6 protein-coding genes and 1 pseudogene are annotated in these 7,727 nt (G+C 73.3%); 5 read left to right on the top strand and 2 right to left on the bottom strand.

Annotated elements, in window-relative coordinates; all coding sequences use genetic code 11:
- Positions 1 to 181 (top strand): annotated as a pseudogene (locus ACGFYN_RS25620) (IS630 family transposase); the annotation flags it as partial.
- Positions 182 to 680: 499 nt separating this feature from the next.
- Positions 681 to 1,040, top strand: a complete 360-nt coding sequence (locus tag ACGFYN_RS25615) for a hypothetical protein (RefSeq protein ID WP_393868186.1) — start codon at positions 681 to 683, stop codon at positions 1,038 to 1,040.
- On the opposite strand, the gene ACGFYN_RS25610 is transcribed toward ACGFYN_RS25615, so the two are convergent.
- The gene (locus ACGFYN_RS25610; protein WP_393868185.1) at positions 1,006 to 1,869 is read right to left on the bottom strand and encodes a DUF4184 family protein; all 864 of its coding nucleotides are present in this window, start codon (positions 1,867 to 1,869) and stop codon (positions 1,006 to 1,008) included. The two genes, ACGFYN_RS25615 and ACGFYN_RS25610, sit on opposite strands and share 35 nt — an antisense overlap.
- 328 nt (positions 1,870 to 2,197) lie before the next feature.
- Here ACGFYN_RS25610 and ACGFYN_RS25605 point away from each other — a divergent pair, with 328 nt between their 5' ends.
- The 3 genes from ACGFYN_RS25605 to ACGFYN_RS25595 all read left to right on the top strand — a co-directional run bounded on the left by ACGFYN_RS25605 (position 2,198) and on the right by ACGFYN_RS25595 (position 5,259).
- Positions 2,198 to 3,931, top strand: a complete 1,734-nt coding sequence (locus tag ACGFYN_RS25605) for a lytic transglycosylase domain-containing protein (RefSeq protein WP_393868184.1) — start codon at positions 2,198 to 2,200, stop codon at positions 3,929 to 3,931.
- 160 nt (positions 3,932 to 4,091) lie between these two features.
- The gene (locus ACGFYN_RS25600) at positions 4,092 to 4,226 is read left to right on the top strand and encodes an SPW_0924 family protein (protein WP_384258046.1); all 135 of its coding nucleotides are present in this window, start codon (positions 4,092 to 4,094) and stop codon (positions 4,224 to 4,226) included.
- A 40-nt stretch (positions 4,227 to 4,266) separates the two neighbouring features.
- Positions 4,267 to 5,259 (top strand): DUF3068 domain-containing protein, encoded by a 993-nt coding sequence (locus tag ACGFYN_RS25595; protein ID WP_393868183.1) that lies wholly within the window; start codon positions 4,267 to 4,269, stop codon positions 5,257 to 5,259.
- Here ACGFYN_RS25595 and hrpB read toward each other — a convergent pair.
- Positions 5,249 to 7,720 (bottom strand): ATP-dependent helicase HrpB, encoded by a 2,472-nt coding sequence (gene hrpB, locus ACGFYN_RS25590; protein ID WP_393868182.1) that lies wholly within the window; start codon positions 7,718 to 7,720, stop codon positions 5,249 to 5,251. The two genes, ACGFYN_RS25595 and hrpB, sit on opposite strands and share 11 nt — an antisense overlap.
- Between the last annotated feature and the right edge of the window lie 7 nt (positions 7,721 to 7,727).

Here is a 7,727-nt window from a genome sequence, read left to right as displayed (position 1 = left end):
CGCCCACCAGATGATCCGCCGCGGCGCACACAAGAACATCCAGGCACTCGAAGCCGACATCCGGGCCTGGGTCAACGACTGGAACGACGACCCCACGCCGTTCATCTGGACCAAGACAGCCGAAGAGATCCTCGACTCCCTCGCCCGCCTCTGCCGACGGATCTCTGGCGCAGGACACTAGTCAGGCGGATGGTTGCTCGCCGTCGCCCCGGTCGCGCCGGGCCGCGGAAGAACACCGCCGCGACGGCGAGCAGCCACTACGGTGCGTTCCGGCGGTGCCGAACCCACCCGGGCCACGGCTGGCGGCCGGGGAAGAACACCGCCGCGACGGCGAGCAGCCACTACGGTGCGTTCCGGCGGTGCCGAACCCACCCGGGCCACGGCCCGCGGCCGGGGAAGAACACCGCCGCGACGGCGAGCAGCCACTACGGCGCGTTCCGGCGGTGCCGAACCCACCCGGGCCACGGCCCGCGCCCCACCCCGCACTACCGCACCTGCACACCACGCCCGCACGACCGCACCTGCACACCACGCCCGCAGAACCGCACCCGCACACCACGCCTGCACGACCGCACCTGCACGACCGCACCCGCACATCCCGGCCGAAGCCCCGCAGGGCCCGTCACTCACGTGGCCCCCGCAAAGGCGCCGCCCGCTCGCCGCCTGTACAGGATGCGGGCATGGGTATACGCATGCTCAACCGCCGGCCGGCGAGAGCGCAGGCGAGTGCCGAGGTGGCGCCCGCCGTGCCGCCCGCGCCGGTGCCGGCCTTCGCAGCCCGCGCAAGCACCGCCCGCATCCCCACCGACCTCAGGGTCGTCCTGCGCCGCACGGCGGCGGATCTCCGGCGCCGGCTGCGCCGTATCGCGATGGGCGGCGCGGAGCCGCCCACCTGGCGGCTGTGGGCCGGGCTGGCCCGCAGCTACGTGACCAACCTCGCCGGCCGCGTCCGCCGCAGCCGCTCCGCACGCCGCGTCACGGTGTTCGTCGTGACCGCCCGTACCCTCAGCGACCGGCCGGACGGCCGTCCCCGGCGCTGACCCGCTCCGGCTCCGCGGCCGCCGGCAACGGGCGCCACATTCTGATCCCGGCGCCGTGGAGCAGCAGCCCCAGCACGAGTCCCGCACCCGCCCCGAAGCAGACGGCCGGGACGAGCTCCCACGGCTTCGCCGTCGACCCCCAGTACGCCCACCACCGGGTCGCGCGCTGCACGGCGCCCACCACGGCGCACCCGCCGATCACGGCGCCGGACCACCACCGGTCCCGTACCGACAACAAGGGCACACCCGGCGCCCCCATGCCCACCGCTCCCGCCCCCACCGGCACCCGCCGCACCGCACGCACCAGCCACACGGCGATCACGACCGCGGCCACCGCCGAGCCCCCGTACTGGAGGTACCAGTACAGCGGGAAGCCCCCGAACTCCCGGCCCAGCACGGGAAACAGCCGCATGCCCCACCGGTCGGGATGTGTGAACGCGTCCCACACGACATGCGTGAGCGCGGCGGACACGTACCACCGCGCGACCAGCGGCGGACGGACCCGCGCGCGGGGCGCCCCGCACCGCAGCAGGGCGGCCGGCCGCTGCTGCCAGGACGGCGGCAGCAGCGCCACCAGCGGCTCGCGCACCAGCAGCCACAGCCACACCAGCACCCAGGCCACCAGCACGTCGATCGTGAAGACACCGGGGAAGGAGTGGGTGGCCTCCCCGAACTCCATCGCCCCGGACACCGCACTCGCCGCGTAATAGGTCATGTCGGGCGCGAAGGAGCCGGCCACGAGGACGGCCGGTACGAGCCGGCCCCGGCCGCTCCCGTCGGTGCGCACGGCGGGCAGTACGGCGGCCGCATGGCTCAGGGTGAACGGCAACTGGGCTCCTCACGACGGACGTTGCCCGGGCGGCCGGCCCGGGTGATCGCTTCGCTCCAGTATGCGTGCGTTGCCCCCGCACCAATCGCACATGGCCAACTGGTGAAAACCGGGCACGAACGGCTCCCGGTGCAAAGGAAGTTGTCGTAGGGTCGCCTGGGTCACCGTGCCCGGCGCGCGGTCGAACAGGAGAACCAAAAGAAAAAGACAGGACTCGGCAGCCCGCGAGCGCAACCCGATCGACCGGTCGCTCGTCACACCTGGGGCGAGCGGACACGCTCGGCAGACGAAGACGGACGCTCGCGCGTCCATGGGAGGGGTTCACTCTATGGCGGCGCAATTCGGCAGGAGGCTGTGCAAGGGAGCGGCGACCACCGCCGTCGCGGCGGCCGCGGTCGCAGCCCTGTCCGCATCCCAGGCTCCGGGGGTCACCGCCGACGACCACGGCAGACGGACCGCCTCCGACGCGCAGCCCTCTCCCGAGGCGACCGCCACCGACGACGGCAGTGCGACCGGCAACTCGCCGTACTACACGGACCTGCCGCCGCTCAACAGCCCGAGCCCGTCGCCGTCCCCGAGTGCCACGCCCGTGACCCCGGGCGCCTCCGAGTCCGGCATCCCCGCGACCGTGCTCGCCGCCTACAAGAAGGCCGCGGCGGAGCTGGGCTCCTCCAAGCCGGGCTGCAACCTGCCCTGGCAACTGCTCGCCGCGATCGGCAAGGTCGAGTCCGGCCAGGCCCGCGGCGGCCGGGTCGACGCCGAGGGCACCACGCTCTCCCCGATCCTCGGCCCGCAGCTCGACGGCAACGGCTTCGCGCTGATCAAGGACACCGACGGCGGCAAGTACGACGGCAACAGCTCCTACGACCAGGCCGTCGGGCCCATGCAGTTCATCCCGTCCACCTGGGCGTGGGCGGGCCGCGACGGCAACGACGACGGGGTCAAGGACCCCAACAACGTCTACGACGCCGCCCTCGCCGCCGGCCACTACCTGTGCCGCAACAACTGGAACCTGGCCGAGCAGGCGGGTCTCAACAGCGCGATCCTCAGCTACAACAACTCGCAGGACTACCTGAACCTCGTCCTGTCGTGGCTGCAGTACTACCGCAACGGCACCCACGAGATCCCGGACGGCACCGGCACCCTCCCTTCGAACCGCAGCGACAGCGGCAAGACGACCGGTTCGAAGCCGTCGACCTCGCCGAAGCCCCCGAAGAAGACCCCGGGCGGCAACGGCTCGACGCCCCCCAGCACGCCGCCGTCGACCCCGCCCACCACCCCCGGGGGCTCGACCGGCACGCCGGGCACCCCGTCCCCGACGCCCACCGACACCGTCGACCACCTGGCGAACTCGGGCACCGGCACGGTCACCGCGATGGCCGGCGACGCGTTCACGCAGAAGATCGGCACCAAGGCCGTGACCAAGGCCGGCAAGGCCGTCGCCAAGGTCCGGATCCGCTTCACCGTCGTCGGTGACACCGACGCCACCTTCACCGGCGGCGAGAAACTCGCCACGGTCGTCACCAACAGCACCGGCGTGGCCGTCGCCCCCGCGCTCCAGGCGGGCGAGAAGACCGGCGACTTCACCGTCCGCGCCACGGTCGTCGGCCGTTCGGTGGCGGCCGTCGACTACAAGGCCACCGTCACCGAGCGCATCGCCGACACCGTCGCCCGTACCAGCGACACCGCGCTGACCTGCACCCCGGGCGGCGAGTTCGCCGACCAGGTCGAGGTGAAGGCCACGTACAAGGGCGCCGTCGCGGACAAGGTCGGCGTCACCGCCACCCTGATCAAGTCCAAGCTCGACGCGACCGCGAACGACAAGGGTCCCTACTTCAAGGACGCGGACGGCAAGACCGTACGCACCCTGACGGGCCTGAAGACGGACGCGAAGGGCCTGCTGAAACTGCCGAAGCTGTACTCCGACGACACCACCGGCAGCTTCATCCTCCGCATCACCACCGCGGGCGGCGCGAACCTCGACGTCGAGCTGACCGTGGCCAAGGCCGCCGACTCCTCGGCGAGCCCGTCGCCCAGCACCACGGCGAGCCCCTCCGCGTAACCACCGCACGACGAGGGCGCCCCTCCGCTTCGGCGGACGGGGCGCCCTCGTCTGTGTGCAACGTGTTCTCATCTCGGCCGCCCGTTGCTACGGTGCCGGACCTGACGATGTATCAGTTCCGTCCCGCCCCACCCCTGTTCCAGTCCGTCGGGAGGCAGGAATGCGCGCCCTGATCGCCGCCGCGACCGGTCTCGCCGTCGCCCTCGCGCTGATCCTCACGATCACCGCGATGGGGTCGCCGACGGGAAAGACGTCCCCGAAACCGCTGCTGACGACGGTGCCGTCGCACCCGTAGCCCGTCCGTCAGCCGTCAGCCGTCCGCCCGGGAGGCCGAGATGCGCCGCAAGGCCAGTCTGGTCCTGCTCGCCTTCGCCGTGTTCTTCGCGGCCCTGTCCCCGCTGCTGCGCTGGTACGCCTTCCCGCGCCTCGCCAAGATCCCGGCCGACCAGTACCAGGACATGGTCCTGGAGGCGAAGGGCGCGACCCTCCTCGACTACGGCACCATGAAGGCGCGCAAGGTCTCCAAGGTCACCATCGTGCAGACCCTCAAGGGCAACGTGGAGGCCGGGAAGAAGATCGAGCGGACGGCAGGCCGGGACGTCGTGGTCTGGGACGGCCTCTCCTACGTCCAGGGCCCCGACGGCAAGATGGTCTCCGAGATCCCCGAGCGCTACATCTTCGACGCCCACAGCCAGGATCCGGTGCACGCCACCGGCGAGATGGTCGACGGCGACCCGGTGAAGCGGGACGGCATCGAGTTCAAGTGGCCGTTCCTGACGCAGAAGCGGGACTACGAGTACTTCGACGCCCAGACCCGCACCACGAACCCCATCCACTACAAGGGCACGCAGGACTTCCGCGGCCTGAAGGTCTACTACTTCGAGCAGACCGTCCCCTGGACCAAGGTCCCCTTCCCCAAGGTCATGCCGGTCAAGGGCATCACCCCCGAGTCGGTCGCCAAGACCGGCACCACCCGCTGGTACACCACGGTCCGCAGGTTCTGGGTCGAGCCCACCACCGGAGCGCCCGTCTACGGCGAGGAGATCCACAAGGAGGAACTGCGCGGCGGCACCCTCCTCGGCGGCCGCGACAAGCTGACGGCCTTCGCCGGCCACGTGAAGATGCGCGAGGACTACATCGAGCACACCGTGAACCTGGTCAAGTCCAACCGCACCCTCGTCCTGCTGCTGACGTCGTACCTGCCCTGGGGCTTCCTGGTCCTCGGCATCGCGCTGCTCGCCCTGTCGCTGTGGCTGGAGGCCCGAAGCCGCCGCCCCGCCGACCCGGAACCGGCCGAGTCCTCGGCACCTGAACCGGTCAGCGCCTGAGCCGCGCGTTGGTGTGCCGCGTCGGCTCGGCGGTGGCGGGGTCCTCGGGCCATGGGTGCTTCGGATACCGGCCACGCAGCTCCGCCCGTACGCCCTTGTAGCCGTCCTTCCAGAAGGACGCGAGGTCGGCGGTGACGGCGGCCGGCCGGCCCGCGGGGGAGAGAAGGTGCACGAGCAGCGGCACGCCCGCCACGGCGGGTGAGGCGTGCAGCCCGAACATCTCCTGCAACTTCACGGCGAGTACCGGCTGTTCGGGATTGCCGTAGTCGATCCGGACCCTGGAGCCGCTCGGCACGGCGATCCGCTCCGGAGCCAGTTCGTCCAGCCGTACCGCCTCCCCGGAGGCCCACGGCAGCAGTCTGCCGAGCGCCTGCCCGGCGTCGATCCGTGCCAGGTCGCCGCGCCGCCGCGCCCGGCTCAGCTCGGGTTCCAGCCACTCGTCCACGCGCGCGTGGAGCGCGTCGTCGCACACGTCGGGCCAGGGCTCCCCGAGGTGCAGACGCAGAAAGGCGAGCCGCTGCCGCAGTACGGCCGCGTCGGGCGACCACCGCAGCAGTCCGAACCCTTCCTGCCGCAGCCCGTCCACAAGCGCATCGCGTACGAGCACGGGGTCGGCGTCCGTCAGGGGCCGCACCGCCAACTCGATCGCGCCCAGCCGCTCCACCCGCCGCGCCACGACGTCCCCGTCGGCCCAGTGCACCTCCTGGTCCGCGCGGTACAGCGAGGCCGCCGCCGAGCGGGCCATGTCCTCGTCGACCACGGCGGCGAGCTGCACGCGCGCGTGCCCCTTGCCGACGGGACGGTCCGCGACGGCCACGGCGAGCCACGGAGCGCCGCGCAGGGGACTGCCGTCGCGGAGCTCGGCACGCGTCCCGGAGGCCATGAGATAGGAGCCGCCGTCGGCCCTGGCCACGCGCTCGGGGAAGGCGAGGGCGGCGACGAGGCCCGCGGTGCGGTCGTCCGCCGCCTTCGTGCGCTCGCCGTCCTTCGTCAGCCGGCGTACCTCCGCCCGCCAGCGCCCCGCATAGGCGTCACCGCCGCGCCGGGCCGTGCGCAACGCGGCCGCCAGGTCGTCCCCGTACTCCCGAGGCGCCTCCTCGGACAGCAGCGCGACCACTTCGGCACCCTTGCCCGACGTGTCCAGCAACGCCCGCCCGAGCCGAGGGTGCAGGCCCAGCCGGGCCAGCCGCCCGCCCCGTTCCGTGGCCCGCCCGGCACCGTCCACCGCGCCGACGGCCGTCAGCACCTCCCGCGCCGCCGCCATCGCCCCGCTCGGAGGCGGATCCAGCAGCGCCAGCCCGGACGCGCCGGGATCGCCCCAGCAGGCGGCCTGGAGGGCGAACGCCGTCAGGTCGGCCACCTTGATCTCCGGCGACGGGAACCGCGGCAGGCGGGCGTCCTCGGCCTCCGCCCAGCACCGGTACACCGTTCCCGCCGCCTCACGCCCGGCCCGCCCCGCCCGCTGCCGCCCGGCGGCCTGCGAGGCCCGCACCGTCGTGAGCGCGCTCAGCCCGCGCGCGTGGTCGACACGGGGCTCGCGCGCGAGGCCCGAGTCGACGACCACCCGTACGCCCGGAACCGTCAGCGACGACTCGGCCACCGACGTGGCGAGGACGACCCGCCGCCGTACGCCGGGAGCCAGCACCGCGTCCTGCACGGTGGCCGGCGCCCGCCCGTGCACCTGGAGCACGTCGATCTCTCCGAGGCCCACCAACTGCCCCGCCACGCGCGCGATCTCACCCACGCCCGGCAGGAAGCACAGCACGTCCCCGTCCCGCTCGGCCAGCGCCCGCCGCACCGTCGACGCCACGTGCGCGAGGAGCGCCGGATCCACCCGCATCCCGTGCGGCGGCCGCACGGGATGCACCGGCGGCGCCCACACGACCTCGACCGGATGCGAGACACCCTCCGCCTCGACGACCGGCGCCCCGCCCAGCAGCCGCGCCCACCCCCCGGCGTCCGTCGTCGCCGACGCGGCCACCAGCCGCAGCTCCGGCCGCAGCGTCTCCCGTACGTCCCAGAGGAAGGCCGCCGCCGTGTCGGCGTCCAGATGCCGCTCGTGGCACTCGTCGAGCACCACGACGTCGACGCCCGTCAGCTCCTGGTCGCGCTGGAGCCGCTGGAGCAGCACGCCGGTCGTGACGACCTCCACGCGCGTGTGCCGCCCGGCGACCCGCTCGCCGCGCACGGTGTACCCGATGCTCGCGCCGGCCTGCTCGCCCAGCAGCCAGGCCATCCGCCGCGCCGCCGCCCGCGCCGCGATCCGCCGCGGCTCGGCCACGACCACCCGCCGCGCGGGCCCGTCGCCCAGCAGCCCCGCCAGCCGAAGCGGCACCAGCGTCGTCTTGCCGGTGCCGGGCGGCGCGACCAGGACGGCCGTGCCGCGCCCCTCCAGCGCCTCGTCCAGAGCGGGCAGAGCGCCACGTACGGGCAGCGCGTCCAGAGCGTCGTAGCGGATCACGTGCTCA

Origin of the sequence: Streptomyces sp. NPDC048419 (assembly GCF_043200415.1) — a bacterium.
Taxonomy (GTDB): Bacteria; Actinomycetota; Actinomycetes; order Streptomycetales; family Streptomycetaceae; genus Streptomyces.
Note: the sequence above shows the minus strand (reverse complement) of the source record. Positions and strands in the feature narration are given on the sequence as shown.